Annotated in this window: 13 protein-coding genes; 5 read left to right on the forward strand and 8 right to left on the reverse strand. The window is 39.7% G+C overall.

The window, feature by feature from the left end; genetic code table 11:
- Positions 1-163: 163 nt before the first annotated feature.
- The 6 genes from NFR46_RS01090 to NFR46_RS01115 all read right to left on the reverse strand — a co-directional run bounded on the left by NFR46_RS01090 (position 164) and on the right by NFR46_RS01115 (position 6,916).
- Positions 164-1,054, reverse strand: coding sequence for a 3-hydroxyacyl-CoA dehydrogenase (locus NFR46_RS01090; protein ID WP_251574061.1), 891 nt, complete (start codon positions 1,052-1,054; stop codon positions 164-166).
- 16 nt (positions 1,055-1,070) lie between these two features.
- Positions 1,071-1,958 carry a 3-hydroxyacyl-CoA dehydrogenase gene (locus NFR46_RS01095; protein ID WP_251574063.1) on the reverse strand — a complete coding sequence of 296 codons (888 nt, stop codon included), beginning with the start codon at positions 1,956-1,958 and terminating at the stop codon, positions 1,071-1,073.
- A 195-nt stretch (positions 1,959-2,153) separates the two neighbouring features.
- Positions 2,154-3,611: a sucrose phosphorylase gene (gtfA, locus tag NFR46_RS01100; protein WP_251574065.1), complete on the reverse strand. Its 1,458-nt coding sequence runs from the start codon at positions 3,609-3,611 to the stop codon at positions 2,154-2,156.
- 27 nt (positions 3,612-3,638) lie between these two features.
- Entirely contained in the window at positions 3,639-4,856 is a 1,218-nt protein-coding gene (locus tag NFR46_RS01105) for an MFS transporter (RefSeq protein WP_251574067.1), read from the reverse strand.
- Between the two features lie 286 nt (positions 4,857-5,142).
- Positions 5,143-5,985, reverse strand: a complete 843-nt coding sequence (locus NFR46_RS01110) for an aldo/keto reductase (RefSeq protein WP_251574186.1) — start codon at positions 5,983-5,985, stop codon at positions 5,143-5,145.
- Between the two features lie 136 nt (positions 5,986-6,121).
- The gene (locus tag NFR46_RS01115; protein WP_251574069.1) at positions 6,122-6,916 is read right to left on the reverse strand and encodes a serine hydrolase; all 795 of its coding nucleotides are present in this window, start codon (positions 6,914-6,916) and stop codon (positions 6,122-6,124) included.
- 204 nt (positions 6,917-7,120) lie between these two features.
- On the opposite strand from NFR46_RS01115, the gene NFR46_RS01120 reads away from it, so the two are divergent.
- Positions 7,121-8,368 (forward strand): D-alanyl-D-alanine carboxypeptidase family protein, encoded by a 1,248-nt coding sequence (locus NFR46_RS01120; RefSeq protein WP_251574188.1) that lies wholly within the window; start codon positions 7,121-7,123, stop codon positions 8,366-8,368.
- Between the two features lie 217 nt (positions 8,369-8,585).
- Here the strand turns inward: NFR46_RS01120 and NFR46_RS01125 are convergent, their stop codons facing one another.
- Both NFR46_RS01125 and NFR46_RS01130 read right to left on the reverse strand, forming a co-directional pair.
- The gene (locus NFR46_RS01125; RefSeq protein ID WP_251574071.1) at positions 8,586-9,623 is read right to left on the reverse strand and encodes an aldose epimerase family protein; all 1,038 of its coding nucleotides are present in this window, start codon (positions 9,621-9,623) and stop codon (positions 8,586-8,588) included.
- 125 nt (positions 9,624-9,748) lie between these two features.
- Entirely contained in the window at positions 9,749-11,140 is a 1,392-nt protein-coding gene (locus NFR46_RS01130) for a DUF2252 domain-containing protein (RefSeq protein WP_251574072.1), read from the reverse strand.
- A 179-nt stretch (positions 11,141-11,319) separates the two neighbouring features.
- Between NFR46_RS01130 and NFR46_RS01135 the strand changes: the two genes are divergently transcribed.
- The 4 genes from NFR46_RS01135 to NFR46_RS01150 all read left to right on the forward strand — a co-directional run bounded on the left by NFR46_RS01135 (position 11,320) and on the right by NFR46_RS01150 (position 16,440).
- On the forward strand, positions 11,320-12,858 hold the full coding sequence (locus tag NFR46_RS01135) for a plasmid pRiA4b ORF-3 family protein (RefSeq protein ID WP_251574074.1): 1,539 nt from the start codon (positions 11,320-11,322) through the stop codon (positions 12,856-12,858).
- 76 nt (positions 12,859-12,934) lie between these two features.
- The gene (locus tag NFR46_RS01140; protein ID WP_251574075.1) at positions 12,935-13,975 is read left to right on the forward strand and encodes a zinc-dependent alcohol dehydrogenase family protein; all 1,041 of its coding nucleotides are present in this window, start codon (positions 12,935-12,937) and stop codon (positions 13,973-13,975) included.
- 191 nt (positions 13,976-14,166) lie between these two features.
- Complete coding sequence (locus tag NFR46_RS01145) at positions 14,167-14,760, forward strand: peptidylprolyl isomerase (protein WP_251574077.1); 594 nt, start codon at positions 14,167-14,169, stop codon at positions 14,758-14,760.
- Between the two features lie 291 nt (positions 14,761-15,051).
- Positions 15,052-16,440 (forward strand): class II fumarate hydratase, encoded by a 1,389-nt coding sequence (locus tag NFR46_RS01150; protein WP_251574078.1) that lies wholly within the window; start codon positions 15,052-15,054, stop codon positions 16,438-16,440.
- Positions 16,441-16,472: the final 32 nt, after the last annotated feature.

Below are 16,472 nucleotides of genomic sequence, written 5' to 3' on the forward strand. Positions count from 1 at the left end.
ATCGTTCGTAGCCAAATAGGCTTGCTCCGCTGCGTTAGCCTCTAAGGCTCTGGTTAATTCCCGCGATTAGACTCTATAAGTTTGGAGACTATTAGCGACAGAAAGAGGATGGGAAAAATGTTTTGTTTTTCCCATCCTCATTTTATTTGGTAAATTGATTAATTTACTTCTTCAGAAAATCAGGATCAGCAAATTCTGGGTTTGGGTAGTGGTAGAACCCTTGACCAGATTCTTGACCAACATGTCCGGCATCGATCATTTCTTTTAACTTTTGTGCAATGACTTGGTGAATCTCATTTTTAGTAGTCTGGTAGGCATTTAATTCCATTTGGTATGGGGTCCGTAAACCAACCATATCGAGGATCATAAATGGACCCATTGGTGAATGGGTGGAAATCATCCAATCTTTATCAATAGTTTGGGGATCAGAAACGCCATTTGCCCATAATTGCATTGCAGAAGCAAGGAGGGGCATGAGAACAGCATTAAGGACATAACCATGTTGTTCTTTATGGAGTTCGATTGGAACCATCTTAATTTCCCGAGCAAATTCAACTACTTCTTGGTAGACAGCAGGATCGGTTTGGTCGGTTCCCATGATTTCAGCGACGTTAAACCGCCAAATCTTATTAGCAAAGTGCATGTGTAAAAACTTGCTTGGTCGATCAACAAATTGTACTAATTGACTAGGAACAAAGGATGAGGAGTTGCTAGTGAAGACTGTTTTTGCAGGGGCAACCTTAGAGAGTTCGGCATAGAACTTTTCCTTCAGTTCAAGTGATTCTGGAAGAGCTTCGATAACATAGTCTGCGTCCTTCACTGCTTCTTTAAGGTCGGTGGTAATTGTGGTGATGTTGTCTAACCCAGCTTGAAATTCTTCATCGCTGAGGTTTAAATCCCTCTGGTAATCAGCTTTTAGTGCGTTAATTCGGCTTTCAGCGGTATTAATATGGTGATTATAGACGGTAACCTTAAAACCACTAAGTGCAATCTGGTAAGTAATTTGGCTACCTAAGACTCCGGCACCGGCGACAGTAATATTTTTAAATGACATAGTGACGTGCTCCCTTCTACTTCTTTAGAAAATCAGGATCAGCAAATTCTGGGTTCGGGTAGTGATAGAATCCTTGACCTGATTCCAGTCCTTCGTGACCAGTGTCAATCATTTCCTTTAGCTTATCGGCAATCGGCTTGAACTCTTCTTGGTGACGTGCCTTATAAAGGTTATCGACAATGTTCCAAACTGTCCGTAAGCCAACATCATCAAGCATCATGAATGGGCCAACGGGTGAACCAGTAGAAATCATCCAATCCTTGTCGACGGTGTGAGGATCTGCAACGCCTTTTACCCAAAGGGCCATTGCACTAATTACAAATGGGATTAAGAGCGCATTAAGGACGTATCCTGGTTGTTCTTTATGGATCGGAATTGGTACCATCTTAATTGCGTGAGCAAAGTCGACAACTTCTTGGAAAACCTTTGGATCGGTTTGCTTAGTCCCCATGATTTCAGCAACATTACATTTCCAAATCTTATTAGCGAAGTGCATGTGGAGAAACTTTGCTGGCCGGTCAACAAACTTAACTAGTTGACTTGGCACCATGGTTGAAGAATTGCTGGCAAAGACGGTCTTTGCTGGAGCTAACTGTGAGAGTTGTTTATAGAAATCTTCTTTGATTTCTAGCTTTTCTGGTAAAGCTTCAATTACGTAATCCGCATCCTTAACTGCTTCACCAAGATCATTTGTGAAAGTAAGGCGATCAAGACCAGCATTGAATTCTTCTTCGCTCAGGCCTAAGTCTTTTTGGTAGCTTTCCTTTAATGCATTAACTCGTTTCTGAGCAGCACCTGGATCGAGGTCATAAGCAGTTACGTTAAAACCGTTTAGTGCGGTTTGATAAGCAATTTGGCTTCCTAAAACACCTGTCCCGGCAACCGTTATGTTTTGAAATGCCATTATATCAGCCTCCTACGATAAAACTTAACAATACAACTTCATGTTTATCGTACCATAAAAGCGCTTTCAATGACATTATTTACTAAGGGTAACAAAAAATGGTGAAAGCAATTACTTTCACCATTTTTGTTATTTTCACCGAACATATTAATTGATGTTAATTGGAAAGGGATTATAATTCGGCTTATTTTTAAATTACTTTTGGCTCATTACTTCGTCACCGTTAGCAGTGATAGTAAAGGTCTTGTTAGCAGCATCTGCATCTAAGACAGCAACGTTCTTGCCGTCCTTGTCCTTCCGAGTAATCTTGATAGTAGTTTCAGTTGGAGTTTCAACATCGATTGAACCATCGAGATCGAAGGCAGCAAACTTGTTCCGCCATGAGAGAAGCTTCAAGAGGTTAGCAACAACTGGACGTTGAACTTCCTTGGCAACTTCTTCCTTAGTGTAGTAGTGACGGTTGATGTTCCGACCTTCCTTAGTCTTTTCAAGCAATTCAAGGTCGTTTGAACCAGCCAATAAACCAACGTAGTAGATCATTGGAATACCAGGTGCAAAGACTTGGATAGCACGGGAAAGAAGGTAAGCATCATCATTATCACCTAATGCTGAGTAGTAAGTGGAGTTGATTTGGTAAATATCAAGGTTGTGGTATTCAGCACTTGAGTACTTCCGCTTAACGTTAGCACCAACCTTGTACAATTCGTTAGAAGCGTAATCAATTTCATCATCAGTTAAGATGTCCTTAGCATCAACCACACCGATACCATCATGAGTATCGAGGGTAGTGAATTGCTTCATTGGTGACATCTTTAACCACTTAGCAAGGCGGTTAGTCTTACCAGAGTAGAGAGTGTAAAGGGTGGTCATTGGTAATGCAAAGTCATAAACGAAGTAACCATGGTCAGAAATCTTTTCTGGAATAGTGTAGTGTTCGTGGATTTCTGGCAAAATATCAGCCTTGTATGGGGCAAGAATATCACGAACTTCATTTAAGAGGTCCCAAATTTCTGGTTCAACGAAGAAGTCATTAGTGTCAACCTTCTTCACAGCGTAAGCAAAGGCATCCAAACGGATTAAGTCGGCACCGTGCTTAACCATGTCAGTTAAAGTTTGCTTGAAGAATTCTTGAGCAACCTTACTCTTAACGTTGATATCAATTTGTTCTTCACCGAATGTGTTCCAAAGGTGTTCCTTAGTACCATCATCGAAGTCGATTTCTTGTTCAGGAGCCTTGTCCTTCCGCTTGTAAATCTTATCAATGTCTTCTTGAGTAGGACGACCCTTACCAGCAGCTTCCCAGAACTTTTCCCAACGGATGAAGAAGTCGTTGTACTTAGAATCATCGTGGTTCTTCTTGAAGTCTTGGTACATTACTGACTTCTTGGAGATGTGGTTGATCATGAAGTCAAACATTAAGTAGTAGTCTTCACCTAAGGCTTCAACGTCATCCCAGTTACCAAATGCTGAATCAACAACATCATAACGGTATGGTGCGAAACCACGGTCACCAGTTGATGGGAAGAATGGAAGTAAGTGAACACCACCGATAGCATCACCGATGTAGTTCTTAAGGACTTCATGAGTTTCCTTAATGTTCTTAGCCATTGAGTCAGAATAAGTAATTAACATTGCTTTGTTTTGAATAGGCATAATGAAAACCCTCCTAATTAATTTTAATTAAGCTTTTTGTGCGTGACGACTTGCAAAGAAAATGATGATTCCGATTAGAATCAAGACAACACCATAAACCGGGAATGGAGCTGCAAGACCCAGGCCACTTAATGGTTGACCAAGCAGATTGTTTGTCCATTGACCAATAGTTGGTGAGAAGAATGAACCAAAGTTAAATCCAATCAAACATAATGATGTAACTAATGGTTGACGGTTGGCAGGTGCCAAGTCAGGAAGTAAGTTGAAGATTAATGGTGAAACTAATTGAAGTGGGAACCCAATTAAGAGCAATCCAATAACCATCAATACGAAGTTATGACCAGCAAAACCAAAGAGGAAGTTTGAAAGGGCCATTAAGCCGAGACCAAGGTAAACAGTTCCAAAGCCAAGGCGCTTATTAATTGGTCCGTAGCAAATCCCACCAAGAGTTGCCCCAATCAACATCAATGAAAGGAACATCGATGAGCCAGTGTATTGTTCACCATTGATGGCAACAGACAAACCAGGGAAACGGTTTTCCATTCCTACATAGTCAACAACCAACAGGAAGGCAAACAAAACAAGAAGGTAAACAACTGGGCTAATCTTTGTGATTTCTTGTGGCTTTTCATCCGTTAACTCTTCAGCTAAGTCATCTTCGGCAATATTGTCGTCTTGGGCTTTACTATCATCTGGAACCCGCATTGCGAAGAAGAAGAGAACAACGAATGCAAAGGCGTAAACAAGGAATGATGCGTGCCAACCGGCATAGTTAAGAAGTAAACCGGCAACAGCAAGAGTACATGCTTGACCAATTTGTTCGGCAGCAGCCCGCCAACCAAGCATTTGAGCCCGAGTTTCACCTTGGTACCAAACTGAGATTAAGGAAATAGCTTGGGAGTTATATAACCCATACCCAGCACCCAGGATTAGGCGAGAAATCAAGATGATGGTGTAGTTACTAATAAACATTGGAACCAACCCAGCAATCCCGACGATGGTAACACCAGCCATGATGATCTTTTTGTCAGAAATGTTAAACCATTGTTGAAGTAATGGTGAAAGGACAACGAAAATCATTACCGCAAATGAAGGAGTAGTAACCAAGTACTCCGATTGTGGTTGACTGATTCCTAATGCAGCCTTTAATTGAGGCAGTGAACCCTGAATGGCATAGGCACTAGTAACCATGAAGGAAACTGATAAGAAAGCGAGTTTAGTAACCATTGAATTTTTGTTATTCATAGTTCAAATTACTCTCCATAAATTTAGTTTTGATAAACGCTTATCATTTAGCTTATGTGAATAATATACAATGGCATTTTTTAAATGTCAAACGTTTATCAAAGAAAATGTAATCATTTTCATTGTTATTAAATTGGCATATTATGAAAACAGAAATGAAAGCTTATGAGAATGCGAAAACAGAAGTTTTTGTTATGAAAGTGAAAAAGTGAATAAGCGGAAAATATTTTTTTAAGACTTCCAGAAATGATATTGAAATCCATTCCAAGAAGCCTTTGATGAGTAATTAATATTGGTGGTTATTTTCGTAAGTTAATTCTGGCTCACGGCCGGTACGAAGGTATTGGTTGAGAGCATCAATTTGGTTCATTTCATCTGTCGATAGTTCAAAATCATAGATATCAGCATTTTGCTTAATTCGTTCGGGATGAACAGATTTTGGAATAAATGAAACACCATTTTGGAGGTGCCAACGCAAAATAATTTGGGCAGTTGATTTATTATGTTGTTTGGCAATTGATTTTAATTCAGGAATATCAAGCACGACACCCCGACCGAGAGGACTCCAAGCCTGGGTGATAATTTGGTGTTCCTGGTCGTACTTAAGCATTGGCTTTTGAGTTAGTCGCGGATGAAGTTCAATTTGATTAACGACCGGCATTTCGTTAGCCTGAGTTGTTAAATATTGGAGGTGAATAATCTGAAAGTTACTAACACCGATTGATTTAGTTAAACCGTCTTTCTTTAGATCTTCAAAAGCCCGCCAAGTGTCAAAAAAGGCTCGTTGAATTGGCCAATGGACTAGTAATAGATCAACATAATCCATTTGCAGTTTCTTTAATGACTTCTTTACGGAATCAATTGTACTTTGGTAACCCTGGTTGGCTTCGGAAACTTTCGTAGTTACAAAAATGTTTTCCCGGGAAATACTTAAATTCTTAAAAGCTTGACCAACCTCTTTTTCATTTCCGTATAGTTGAGCGGTATCAAAAAGGCGATAACAATTTTGATAAGCTGCTTGGATTGAATTATTCATGGTTACTTGATCGGTAATCTTGTAAAGGCCAAATCCTTCTTGGGGAATTTTATTACCATCAGCAAGTTTTAGCATGTTTGACTGAATACCTATTTTAACTTCTCCTTACTTAAAATGACGCAGACCATATTATATCTATTATAGCTCAATCTAACTTTCCTCAATAAAATAACCACTGAACTTCAGCTGATTAAAGTTCAGTGGTTACTTATAATGTAGTAATAAAATTCTAATTTAAAATTGGCTTTGTAACGCGGGCAAGTTGGTTAAGGACTTCTTCACCGGTTTGCATGGATTGGTTTTTATCACTGTACATTGCAATAGTGTATGAATTACCACTCTCGGTTTTAACGTAACCAATACTATTAATGATCCACTTTTCTTTACCGTATTCGAGCCAACCATTCTTTAAGGCAAAATGATTGCTTGAAGCTGAAACTCCCCAGAGCTGGTCACTCTCGATATTACTCATTAAGTTATTAATGTACTGTTGGGAATTTGAGGAAAGAATTTTTGACTTATAGAAAATATTATTAAGGAGTTTAATCTGGTCCTTAGGGGTAGTTGTACTAAGTCCCCAAGATGTATTGGCAGTTGAATCAGTCATCCCAAATTGATTAAACGTAGATTGAAGGCCTTCCTGACCACCTAAATCATCAAATAACTTATTTGTTGAATTGTTGTCACTTGCTTCGATCATTTGCTTGGCTAAAGAGCTTTGGTGTGATGAAAGAAAACCATTTTGCTTAACCAGAAGACCGGCAAGGATGCTTACTTTGACTGTACTTGCCATGTGAAATTTATGTCCTGGAACATTTGAGGATGTATATGTTCGGTGAGTTTTCGGTGAATAAACGGCAATAGCGACATTATTGTTTGAAGTATAAACAATCTTATTCCAGGCAGATTTGAGTCGGGAACTTGTTGCAGTGAAATGATGAATTCCCCAGAATGCAGCAAGAATGATTAAAATAAATACTACTACTTTACGACGGTTTAATCGTTGATGGCGCGATGAACGCATGGTGAAAACTCTCCTTTAATTTGATAACATTAAACAATCATACCAGTAATTTGGTAAAAAGGGACGCCCTTTAACCTAATTATTAGGAGAATTTAAATAAATACGTTGAATGTTTTATAAAAGTTGTTAAAAATGTTATCTTCATAACACCTAAGTGCGATATTATGGAGGTTGATATTTTTGAGAGAGGGAAAAGATAGTGTGATGAAGAAAATAAAACAAGTATTAATGATGGTTCTTGTTGCTATTTTAACTATGAATGTAGCTGTTATGGGGATAGCCAATACAGTTAGGGCAGATACAACTAAATTAAATTTGAATGCTCGGGCGGCTTACGCAATTGATGCCGAAACTGGACAAGTTTTATACCAAAAGAATGCAAATAAGACCTACCCAATTGCATCTTTAACTAAGGTGCTTACGTTAGCGGTAATTGAGCAAGACGTGAAAAATCATCATTTAAGTTGGAACCAAAAAGTTAAGATCACACCTGCAGTTGCTAAGGTTGCCAATGATTGGCATTTTTCTAATGTTCCATTAAATGCTGGGGAGAGTTACACGGTTCGTCAACTCGCTGAATCAATGATGATTGTCTCGGCAGATGGTAGTGCAGAAGCGTTAGCATTAGCGGATGCCGGAAGCACAGCGGCATTTAATAAGAAAATGCAGGCAGTAGCGAAAAAGGCTGGGGTCACCGATGCTAAAATCTATAATATGATTGGCCTTGCTAACGGTGATTTAGGAAAGAACCGTTTAAAGGGTGTAAAGAAGACTGCCGAAAATCAATTCTCAGCTAAAGATATGGCCCTAATTTCAAAATACCTAATTGATACTTATCCGGATTCACTAAAGATTACGAAAACAAAATTTGCTAACTTTAGAGTTAGTGCTAATCAGGAATACAATATGATAAATATTAATTCACTGTTACCTGAAAATGGGTTTGCACCAAAGAACGGAACCATTGATGGTTTGAAGACAGGAAATACAGACACGGCAGGTAAGTGTATTATTTCCACGGGGATGTTTGCCGGTCGTCGGGTAATTGTCGTTGCTCTTCATACTAAGGGAGATTGGAATGCCCAATCAAAGGATGCTCAGGAATTTTACGAGAAACTAACTGATCTTTATCAGCCAGTCCAAATTACATCTCTGAAGCAATTACCAAAAAATGTTCAAAGCGTTCATGTTGTTCATGCTAAGGATAAGCATCAGACTGGACTAAAATTAGCAAAGCCAGTATCTATTTGGCTTCCTAAAGGGACCGCTCTAAATAAAGTAGAGGCCAGTCTAAAGGTTGCCCAGGATGATCAATCTTTAACTCATCAATTAAAGGCTCCTGTTAAGAAGGGGCAATCTGTCGGTAGCGTCGTTCTAAAACCAACCGACCTCGGTCCCGTTAAACTCCCTGTTACAGCTATCAATAATATCGAAAAAACCGGGTGGTTCTAAAATAAGAGTGTGAGCCCCGACGAATTAGCACGCGGTTGACTAACCTAGCCTGATGAACGATGATTTACATCGGAATCAGGCGTAGTTAGGCTCGAGCGTGCGGTCGGGGCGAGCACATTTCGGCTATGATGCAGTAAAATCGTTAACTTAAGCATAATCAAAAAAACAGCAGTTACATTCATTGCAACTGCTGTTTTTTGATTATCCTAACTATATTTTAGTATTCCACATGCCATTTAATTGTGTAGTTCTTTTCTTCGTTTGGATGAAGAGTGATGTCACCAAATTCCGGATGGTGAATAGCATCTGGAAGTGTTTGAGCTTCCATAGCAATTCCTAAGTGGGGGTGAACTTCACCATGGTTATATACCGCTGGGTCGTCAGAGTTCATTGTGTACATAATTAGTGCATTCCGGTCTGAATAAAGGGTCATCTTCCGGCCACTTTCAGGATCTTCAAGGGTGGCAACTGGTTCGGTAAGACTAGGTTCAACTTCCCAAATATCATCAAACCCATTTTCCTTAGTTGAAGCCATTCCTTTAAGGGCATCACTTAATTGAGTTGGGGTACTAAAGTTAAATGGTGTTCCTTCATTAGCAAGCTTTTCACCAGTTGGGATCTTACCATCGTCGACAGCCAAGTGGTTCTTGGAGTTAACATAGAGTTTTAATTGATCAACCGTTTTGGCACTTGCCTTCGCCATGTTCCAGTAAGTGTGGTTGGTTGGGTTAAATAGCGTGTCAGAATCTGAAGTTGCGCCGAACTTCAAGGTTAAGTTGTCATTATTGTCTAGTGTGTAAGTTGCAGTAACGTGAATCTTGCCTGGGAAGGTATCCATTTCTTCACTCAGTGTCAAACTTAGGGTAATGGATACTTCATCTGCAGTTTCATTAGTGGAATCAACATTCCAAATATAACTGTAGAAACCATTTGTACCACCATGGAGGGTATTTTTACCTTCATTTTGTTCAACATGGTATTCTTTACCGTTAATTTTAAATTGACCGTCAGCGATCCGTCCCGCAACCCGACCGATTAGCCGGTTAGTGCAGAATCCATTATTGGTAAATTCATCGAGATTTTCAGAAGTTAAGATCATATCAGCCTTGCCACCATCTTTTGTTGGCACCTTAAATGATTGTAAAAGACCGGCAAAGTCCAAGATCCCCGCCTGAACGCCGTGATCATTAGTCAAAACATACTTAGTAACTGGCTTTCCTTGATAAGTCCCGAATGGCACTTTAGTAATATTCATAATTGTATTTGCCTCCTTGAAAAGTAAGCGCTTTAATATCTACAAAAACTATTTTACCACACTTAAGAAAAAGGTGGTGCAATCGTTCGCACTACCTTTAAGAAATCTAATTCTCTTTTTAGAACTTATTCATTGGTCCGTAAGCTGTTACGAAAAGCATCGTAATCCCTAGCGACCTGTTTAGTATAGGCGTTTGTCCACTCAACGAAAGAGTCATCTAGTATTTTCTGCCCCTTTAGGTATCCACGAATCATTGGAGCGGTTGGACTTTGAAAGTGCGCCATTGCTAATCGTGAACTGCAGATCTGACAGTAAAGGTTAAAACTTTCGTAATCAAGCTTATCCATCTTGATTGATTCTTTCATGTCACGGAACTGACGAATATAGTAGCTTCGTCCACCAAAACGGGTGCTTCCAAGGAAGGGATCAGAGGAAGACTGGAGTGTTCGTTGAGCCGTTACAATCCGGCGCCCTGCCATCGCTCCGTTTTTAATTGCTTCTGTAGCTGGTAAGCGAAGCAGGTTGTAACGTAGTGGCATTGCTTCTTTAATCTGGAGGACAAGGTGACTCCCCTCATTACCAGTTAAAAGGACAAGATAGCAACGAGTTCCAAAACTACCAACACCAACGCTATAGCGAATTATGTCGGTAATATTAAAGTTACCAAGGAAAATTCGTATATCTTGACGAACATTATCCCGATATTGTTCAAAGCCTTGAAGAATTTCGGCATACTTTTCTGCATCGACATGCTTTGCTCGGGGAGCATTTTCAATGAACCGTAATTGTCCGTCTTCTCCCTTTTCAGTCATCTTTTTAACAATTTGTTCTGAGTTGCTTTGGGTGCTCTTTTTGATAATTTTATGGAGGATCTTATTCATTTGATGGGCACTATCGTTCATTGTATCAATAACTGCCATCATATCGTGAATTTCATATGATGAATATAATCGCTTAAAAAGACTGAGCTTATTATTTCTCTTAACACTATGACGATAGGTCTTAGTAATTAGATGAAGAACGCTATCAAGTTGTTCATTATTAAAGCCGTTTTCTTCTCCAGCTAGTCGGGCACTAACTAGTAGCCGTTTGAGATCACTTTCCCAGTTGCCAATTCGTGATTCATCGAAATCGTTCAGGCCAAAAAGCAGTTGCCGTTCGGGAGAAGCGTAAAAGCCGTAGTTATTGACATGCGCATCTCCACAGATAATTAGCGGAATATGACTTTGGTACTGTTCTTTGAGATCCTGTTCCATTAATTCTGCTGTTCCGCGAAAAAAGGCAAATTTGCTTGCCAACATTCGTTCATGACGCAGAGGTAAGAGTTCCTGGACCATTCTAGATTCTGTTTTTTTAATTGCTGCAACGGGATCACGGTAAACAGGGATAAATTTAGCTAATTGTTCACTACTTACCTTAGCCCGTTTTTCTTTTCCCGCTTCTTCTAATTCTTTAGCAGTCCGGTTAATTTTGATTTTTTTGAGATCAAAAATATCTAATTTACTCGAATCAAACATTTTTGTAACTCCTTTATTATTTAGCGTTTTCTTAATTATTTTAGTAGTTTTGTGCTTATTGTCTAGAATATTTGTTTTCGTTTAACCATTCTGTCACAATAAAGGTAAATAAGAAAACATAAGAGATAAGCGTGGGTTCTTGAGAGGTCAAACACGTTTTGAAAGAGGGAGTGATATTGATGTTAATTGCAGTTGAAAATAATGTTGCTCAACATTTACACGCCAATACGAGGCTAAGTGATGGACGGCGATTAATGAGTACCGATGCGTGGTCTGTTAGGGCAACAGGGGACTTTATGATTGTGATGAATAATCTTTTATCTTTACCGGTAATTGTCCGTCATCCTCAGCAATTTAGTGATCCACGCTCGTTCACTGCGGCTTTTAAACGTGAATTGATCCGACTACTAGAGTCTTTACCAGTACCACGAGTTAAAATTCGGATGATTCGTGAACAGCAACTAAAACAAGTGGAGTTTGTTCAACCAATTGACCCTGCACTCCAGCAACGGTTACAAATCTTTCAGAACTTGTTAACCCGCCCGGATATTGTTCAGTGGGATGATGATCCAAGCAATCCTGCTATTTCATTGGCATTAATGAAAAACCTTAAGTTACAGGATATCGAAACAAACGAAGTTCAAACAGCTACGGGGCTTTTTGAAAACTACGTGATGAATGACTTTGCTCTTGCCGCTCATCCAAAATTGAATGAACATAATCGATGTTACCTATATCAATCTAAGTCATTAAATGATGTCATGAATGAATCAGAGGTTAGCGAAGAAATTATTCGAGACTATCAATCTTCCTTGGAAAGACTAGGGAAGAGTGACCAGATTATTGACCGGGATACTGATTACGCGATGGATTACCTATCATACCTTGCCGAAAGTGGTAATACGATCTTGGATGATGTTTCAGCAATTTACTATTACGTTTATAACTATGGAACACGGAATAATGAACGTGTAACCACTTCAAAATACCGGGGGATGGGGACTGCATTTCGTGAATTAGGCCGATTCTTTAAACGTCAAGACTTGTTTAGCAGTGCTGATTTTGATCAGTTTAGTCAGGCGTTAAACCAGGCAATTGATAATGCTACTCCAGCCAAGGATGGTTACCGTTTAGAAAGGATGCTCCATAGCGCAGAGTCAGAACTTGCACGACGTCGTTCCTTACTAAAATATGCACACCACTATCGTAAACTTCAGTATCAAGTTAGAGTTGAATTAGCTGATTACCAACCTAGCATGTGGCGACGCTTCCAATTTAACGGGGAAACTAGACTGGATGAACTTTGTTATTATATTATGGCGAGTTTTCAGGCAACTGGTTCTCACCTCTATAATCTGCAGTTAAATAAGGTTAATTACCAATTGCCATACCTTGATGGTGGGGAAAATATCACTCTTCATTGGCTTGGTGAGGCACAACAGGGTGATCGACTGACGCTTGAATATGATTTTGGTGATTCTTGGAAATTTAATATAGTAGTTGAAAAAGTTACCCCAACTCGACGATATCGTTTAACTGCGGTTGAACCAAAAGTAATTGATGGTAGTGGTAAAGGAATTGTAGATGATATTGGCGGTACCGCTGGACTAGAATTAGCGGCACAGGATGATTTGACAATCAACGATGACTTTAACCTTAAAAAACTACAGAGTGAGTTAGGAGCTTTAACAACAGATATTGCCAAGCGGTATCAATAAGCTGTTTAGTAATTCACAATAAATGTAAAAGGACTACAATAGGTAATAGATACTTAAATGAGAAGGAGTCCTAAAGATGAGTGATCAATTTGAAATTCCAGAAACTATGCGGGCGTGGGAAGTAACGACTCCTGGACCAATTGATGGAGAAAAAGCACCGTTAAAAATGGTTACGAAGCCAGTTCCAAAGCCACGACGCGGTGAAGTCTTAGTAAAAGTTTTAACTTGTGGTGTTTGCCATACTGATTTGCATGTGGCAGAAGGTGATTTGCCCGTTCACCACGAACACGTTATCCCAGGGCATGAAATTGTTGGAAAGGTTGTTGGCTTTGGCCCAGAAACACAACGCTTTGAATTAGGAGAACGAATCGGGATCCCGTGGTTCCGTCATGCTTGTGGTGTCTGCAAGTTTTGTCGTTCTGGACATGAAAATCTTTGTCCTCATTCCGTTTATACTGGTTGGGACCATGATGGTGGTTACGCAGAATATGTTACTGTCCCGGAAGGATTTGCTTACCGGATCCCAGAAAAATTTAATGATCTTGAAGCTGCTCCGTTGCTTTGTGCCGGGATCATTGGTTATCGGGCTTATGAACGAGCTAATGTTCCTGCTGGTGGTCGTCTTGGTCTGTATGGCTTTGGTGGCTCTGCTCATATAACTGCCCAGATTGCTCTAGCTCAAGGAGTTGAAGTTCACGTCTTTACTCGAGGAGCAGATGCCCGGAAGTTTGCCCTTCAATTAGGGTGCGTTTCCGCTAAGGGAGCATACGATCTTTCTGATGTTCCGCTTGATTCCTCGATCATTTTTGCTCCAGTAGGTGACATTATTTTACCAGCACTTGAAAGCTTAATTCCGGGTGGAACCCTAGCAATGGCCGGAATTCATATGTCTGATGTGCCAATATTAAATTACCAGAAACACCTCTTCCATGAAAAGACGCTAACCAGTGTTGAAAGTAACACTCGGCGTGACGGTGAAGAATTCCTTACCTTGGCTGACCGATTGGATATCCATCCCGAAGTTACTGAATACCCACTCGAAAACGCTTTGGACGCATTAAAGTACGTCAAACGTGGCGACATCAAAGGCGCTTGCGTGTTGAGGGTAAGTGAATAGAGTGCGGCCCGTTAAAAGTTTCCGGTGGCTAACTATTTCTCCACCGAACGACGAACACGTCGTCGGAGGTGGAGGTCGTTAGCTTGAGGAAACTTAGGGCGAGCACGTTTTGGCTATGTTGCCTAGTAAACTCCCATTAATCTCAGGTATAATTAAACTCTTAATGTCGAAATTAAAGGAGGAAAAATAAAATGCAATATCCACAACTAGATCTTGCGGCCGTAAAGGGACCACAAGCAACGATAAAAACTAATCTTGGTGAAATCAAAATTCAATTATTTGAAGAACAGGCACCCAAGACAGTAAAAAACTTTGTTCAATTGGCTGAAAAGGGTTATTACGACGGGGTAATCTTCCACCGGGTTATTCCTGACTTTATGATTCAGGGTGGTGACCCTACCGGAACTGGCCGTGGTGGTAAGAGTATTTATGGAAAAGCATTTGAAGATGAATTTTCCGATCAGTTGTTTAACTTTACCGGGGCAGTTTCAATGGCTAATGCAGGTCCAAACACTAATGGTAGTCAGTTCTTTATTGTTTCCAACGAACACGTTCCTGCTAATATGATTGAGCAAATGAAGGCGGTTGGTTATCCACAAGAAATTATCGATCATTACGCAAAAGTTGGTGGAACCCCTTGGTTAGACCACCGTCACACAGTATTTGGTCAGGTTCTTACCGGAATGGATGTCGTAAAGAAAATTAGTCAAGTTGAACGGGATAACATGGATAAGCCAAAGAAAGATGTTGTTATGGAAAAGGTAACAATTGAAAATAATAACTAATAAATTGGCTTGTTTTGTATAATGAGTTTGTGATTTTAATCTTAAAGGCAGAAAAAATCTAGTTAATTTTTAAATAAATTAACTAGATTTTTTTGCTTGGCTAGTTTGTGAAAATAATTCGTCTTGTGATGACAAAACCAATGTTCACAGTTGATTAAGTGATTACTATAAGTGAAATTTATAGGAATTTAAAGGTTTGACTATGCATGACGATCCGCGTTAGGATAAATATGTAAATGATGTGTAATTTTTCACAAATAGATAGTCTATTTTTAAATGGAGGCTTTTACAATGACAAAATACCGTACTGAAGAAGATACTTTAGGTCCAGTTCAAATCCCTGCAGATGCATTATGGGGACCACAAACAGAACGGAGTCGCAATAACTTTCCAACTGGTCAGTATATGCCATTAGCCATTATTCGTGCTTTATTGAACATTAAGAAGGCTGCTGCCCAAGCTAACATGGAAACTAAGGCAATTTCCGCAGAAAAGGGTAACTTAATTGTTCAAGCAATTGATGAACTCTTAGCCTTAAGCAATGAAGACTTACGTAAAGACTTCCCATTAAAGGTTTACCAAACTGGTTCTGGTACACAAACCAACATGAACACTAATGAAGTTGTTGCTCACAAGGCACACCAAATTAACCCGGACATTGAAATCTTGCCTAACGATGATGTTAACAAGGGTCAAAGTTCAAATGATACTTTCCCAACAGCAATGAACGTTGTTGCCTTGGAAGCCCTTGATAAGTTGAAGCCTGCTGTTCAACACTTAATCGATGAATTAAAGGCAAAGCAAGACAAGTACATGAAGACTGTTAAGGTTGGTAGGACTCACTTACAAGATGCTGTTCCATTGACTTTCGGTCAAGAATTATCAGGATATGTCGCTGCTCTTGAACACGACCTTAATTACATTAAGACTCTTGAACCAACATTGAACGAATTGGCAATTGGTGGTACCGCTGTTGGTACTGGTTTAAACGCTGCTGAAGGAATGCCAGAAAAGATTGCTGAAAAACTTAGCGAAGTTTATGGCTTAAACTTAACTGCTGATTCAAACAAGTTCTACGGCTTGGCTAACCATTCAGGATTAGATGTCGTTCACGGTGCATTGAAGAGCTTAGCTGCTGATATGTTCAAAATTGCCCAAGATATTCGTTTCTTAGGTTCTGGTCCACGTGCCGGTTACGGTGAATTAAACATTCCTGCTAACGAACCTGGTTCATCAATCATGCCTGGTAAGGTTAACCCAACTCAAGCAGAAGCCGTAACAATGGCTGCTCTACGGGTATTCGGTAATGATACTGTTGTAACGATGGCATCATCACAAGGTAACTTTGAAATGAACGTTTACAAACCTGTATTGATTGATGCATTCCTCGAATCAGCAGACTTGATGACTGGTACAATCATGGGCTTTGCTGACAAGATGATCCATGGAATGACCGTTAATGAAGAACGTATGGAAGAATTAGTTGATAATTCATTAATGACTGTTACTGCATTGTCACCACACATTGGTTACCATGACAGTGCTAAGATTGCTCAAGCTGCAGATAAGGCAGGAAGCACTTTGAAGGAAGCTGCTTTGAAGTCAGGCAAAGTAACAGAAGAACAATACGATGAATGGATGGACATGTTAAAGATGACTAACGTTGATCGTAAAGACTAAGATTAAAAATTAATATTGAAAGGGAGAACTGC

The sequence above is a fragment of the Limosilactobacillus agrestimuris genome (assembly GCF_943193105.1).
Taxonomy (GTDB): Bacteria; Bacillota; Bacilli; order Lactobacillales; family Lactobacillaceae; genus Limosilactobacillus; species Limosilactobacillus agrestimuris.

Bases quoted from the DNA above. Each gene is read 5' to 3' on its own strand.
- NFR46_RS01095 (WP_251574063.1), bottom strand. From the start codon at position 1,958: ATGGCATTTCAAAACATAACGGTTGCCGGGACAGGTGTTTTAGGAAGC.
- NFR46_RS01140 (WP_251574075.1), top strand. From the start codon at position 12,935: ATGAGTGATCAATTTGAAATTCCAGAAACTATGCGGGCGTGGGAAGTA.
- NFR46_RS01145 (WP_251574077.1), top strand. From the start codon at position 14,167: ATGCAATATCCACAACTAGATCTTGCGGCCGTAAAGGGACCACAAGCA.
- NFR46_RS01120 (WP_251574188.1), top strand. From the start codon at position 7,121: ATGAAGAAAATAAAACAAGTATTAATGATGGTTCTTGTTGCTATTTTA.
- gtfA (WP_251574065.1), bottom strand. From the start codon at position 3,611: ATGCCTATTCAAAACAAAGCAATGTTAATTACTTATTCTGACTCAATG.
- NFR46_RS01135 (WP_251574074.1), top strand. From the start codon at position 11,320: ATGTTAATTGCAGTTGAAAATAATGTTGCTCAACATTTACACGCCAAT.
- NFR46_RS01150 (WP_251574078.1), top strand. From the start codon at position 15,052: ATGACAAAATACCGTACTGAAGAAGATACTTTAGGTCCAGTTCAAATC.
- NFR46_RS01125 (WP_251574071.1), bottom strand. From the start codon at position 9,623: ATGAATATTACTAAAGTGCCATTCGGGACTTATCAAGGAAAGCCAGTT.
- NFR46_RS01130 (WP_251574072.1), bottom strand. From the start codon at position 11,140: ATGTTTGATTCGAGTAAATTAGATATTTTTGATCTCAAAAAAATCAAA.
- NFR46_RS01115 (WP_251574069.1), bottom strand. From the start codon at position 6,916: ATGCGTTCATCGCGCCATCAACGATTAAACCGTCGTAAAGTAGTAGTA.
- NFR46_RS01105 (WP_251574067.1), bottom strand. From the start codon at position 4,856: ATGAATAACAAAAATTCAATGGTTACTAAACTCGCTTTCTTATCAGTT.
- NFR46_RS01090 (WP_251574061.1), bottom strand. From the start codon at position 1,054: ATGTCATTTAAAAATATTACTGTCGCCGGTGCCGGAGTCTTAGGTAGC.